This is a genomic window from Ohtaekwangia sp., assembly GCF_036568665.1.
GTDB lineage: Bacteria > Bacteroidota > Bacteroidia > Cytophagales > Cyclobacteriaceae > Ohtaekwangia.
Window position 1 is genome coordinate 1 of record NZ_DATCSD010000453.1, and the last position, 2,291, is coordinate 2,291.

Consider the following 2,291-nt stretch of genomic DNA (forward strand, 5'->3'; position numbering starts at 1 on the left):
TATACCATTGCCATCACCTTTAGTAAAGGAGCAGGTAAACTGGGCTTTGATGAGAAGAAGTATGATGCCTTATCATCGTATTACCAGCAGCTGGAAAGCGGTGAATATATACCCTGGAAAGCAGTAACGTCTTCTGACAACGATCCTGTAACGGCTACGCTGGAAGGCACCGATATCGATCCGAAGAAAATACGCTTTGAAATAAATGGCACTCCCATCACCGCTACACCCAACAAAAACATCTATACTATAGAGCTGCGTGGTGGAGCCGAAGGCATGACCGAAGAGCTGCTGGCACTCTATAAACCTGATGAAGCATCGAAAGATAATGTATTGGGTAAGCTGAATATAGTGAGCTACGATAAGGTAGAGCGTAACCTGGTTATTGTTCCTGTAAACGGAGCCTCCATTCCCGGTGAACCAACTGATAATATACTTTCACAAAAACTTACGGATATATATGGACAAGCGGTAGCCGCCTGGCATGTAGAGATCAAACCGTCTATCAACGTAACCTTAGACGAATACTTTGATGATGGCGAGAGCGGACTACTCACCAATTATACCGGTGACATGAAGAAGGTGATAAAAGCCTATGGCGACCTTCTTGATAACACATACTATTTGTTTTTGGTAACGAAGCCGAAGAGCGTAAAGGATGGAAAAAGGTTGTTAGGGTATATGCCCCGCAGCAAGCAGGCAGGATTCATCTTTGTTGATAATCTCGATAGCGAAAATGCTATACCTGCAGTAGCGCATGAGATCGGCCACGGAGCTTTCAATCTGCAGCATACTTTTAAAGAGTTTCCACTGAGTCAGGGAGAGACGGATAACCTGATGGATTATCCGAATGGCCCTTCACTATATAAATATCAGTGGGACTATATACATGATCCGCAGAGGGTGGTGTCGTTGTTTGAGGATGATGAAGACTCGGAAAGCAATGCTGTTACTGACCCGGCAGGAATTACTCTTCTGCAGAACTCTGTTTTCTATACTGCCAGCGGTAAATCAATTGTATTACCTAAAGGTGTTGTTATACTCTATCAATGCACAAATGGAAATTTGCTCGACAACCTACCCTATATTAAGCGGTTCAGGGCAAATGGAAAAGTATACGCGCTCGATGCTGAGTGGTCAGGTTCAGGATTAATAAACTTTAAAGGATATAGAGACGAGGTAAACACATCTTCCTATTTCAAGTCTACGGTTGCTATACCTGCCGGACAGAAGGAGTACGATCTATACCTTACTACCCAGTATGCCGAAGTCTCAGACAATACGAAGGTTCATGTTAGTCTGTCTAAATTAAAAGTAGCTGCGTTACCAGAAGTCTATAAAAACGGAAGTGTAGAACAGGGAGCCAAAACGTTTCTGGAAAAAAGTAGCGATGGGAATACGAAAGAGGTAATAGAGAATAAATCATTTACCTGCGATTGCAGCGATGAAGGACAATATATAGCGCGGTTATCAGAAGCGCTCAGGAAAAGCCTGGTTGCACATGCCAACACAGCTTATGTAATAAAGAACTGTAAAACAGGCACGAGTCAGGCAGTAACGGCTGACGGTTCTGGTACTACACAAAACAAAAATGTAATTACACTCAGCTATTGCCAGGGTAGCCTTACGGTAAAAACAGTTGCATACCCTGCGCTGCAGAAGAACAGCAAGTTAACCGGTGTAACACAAGCGCAGGTAGAAGCCGCTGTAAAGGATAAACTAAACGAGGAATTACAGGCAGCTCAAAGGAACAATAGAGGTAAAGCATTGGACGATGGCTCCATGAAAGGGCAGAAGTTTGAGCAGCAGCCACCGAACGGAGAGAAGATGAAGATCGACAAGAGCAACCTGTGGTCGTTCTTGCCCGAAGTAGTAGACTTGGGAGAGAGTATATATGAAAATGCAGCACTGCCCGAAAAATACTGGAACCCGGCAGCTGGCAATTATCGGCAATCTCCTATACAAATGCCGGGCATGGTTGCCGGTTTGAGTGATGGTGTGTTGGATGAAGTAACAGAGAAGCTACAGTTTGTAAAGTTAGGATTAGACATTGCCACCAAGCCAGAAATTATTACAAACGCCTGGCACAAGGTAAGGAATTTAAAGTGGGAGGATATACAGAAGGGGGCTAAGGATATGGCCCAAGGCAAGATTGATAAATATGCGCATGGCGGCCCCGTTGCGTACCACGAAGGAGGTAAAGATGTGGTAATGGCCGCCAGTGCTATATGGGGCGCATTTCTGGTAGACAAGATTAAGAAGGAAGGCGATGAATTAGGAGAAGAACTGGA

At 44.4% G+C, this 2,291-nt stretch carries 1 protein-coding gene; it reads left to right on the forward strand.

All coding sequences use genetic code 11. The features are described 5' to 3' along the window. A partial coding sequence (locus VIN08_RS26850; protein ID WP_331972424.1) for a hypothetical protein occupies positions 1-2,291 on the forward strand: 2,291 nt, incomplete at both ends.